2 pseudogenes are annotated in these 582 nt (G+C 40.7%); both read right to left on the bottom strand.

The window, feature by feature from the left end:
- A pseudogene (oppB, locus tag BCT81_RS04870) lies at positions 1–209 on the bottom strand (oligopeptide transporter permease); the annotation flags it as partial.
- A gap of 112 nt (positions 210–321) precedes the next feature.
- A pseudogene (locus tag BCT81_RS04875) lies at positions 322–582 on the bottom strand (oligopeptide ABC transporter substrate-binding protein OppA); the annotation flags it as partial.

Below are 582 nucleotides of genomic sequence, written 5' to 3' on the forward strand. Positions count from 1 at the left end.
ACATTGAACAGGTAAGTGGTGTATTGTTCGAAAACAGGCTTATCTAGGCCATATTTAGCTTCGATGTTAGCCATTACTTCTGGCGGTAACGGTTTCTCAGTTGAAAAAGGGTTACCCGGCGCAAAGCGCATTAGAAAGAAAGATACTGTGATCAAAACCAACATAGTTGGGATTGCTTCAAATACCCTTTTAGCGATGAATTTAAGCATAAACTCACTCTTTCAGTCTGTGACAATTAGAATTAGAAAGACGCTACATGCACGCTCTGCGCATGTAGTGTCTATGTCGTTATATTTATATTAACTTTTGAATCGAAGCTGATTATTGAGCTTTGATGTATAGGTCTTTCGAGAAGATCTTGTCTTCCGCATTGTTTACTGGGAAACCACCAACATGCGGATTAACTAGGCGAGATTTAACGTACTGATAGATAGGTGCAATTGGCATATCTTTTGCTAAGAGTTCCTCGGCCTCGTTGTATAAAGCTTTACGCTCTTCTTCCGAAGTAGAGTTAAGTGCTTTGTCGATGATTTGATCGTAAGCCGCGCTGTCGTAGTGAACACCACCGGTAGTGTTGTTACT

The organism is Vibrio sp. 10N.261.52.A1 (assembly GCF_002876325.1).
GTDB classification, from domain to species: domain Bacteria; phylum Pseudomonadota; class Gammaproteobacteria; order Enterobacterales; family Vibrionaceae; genus Vibrio; species Vibrio chagasii.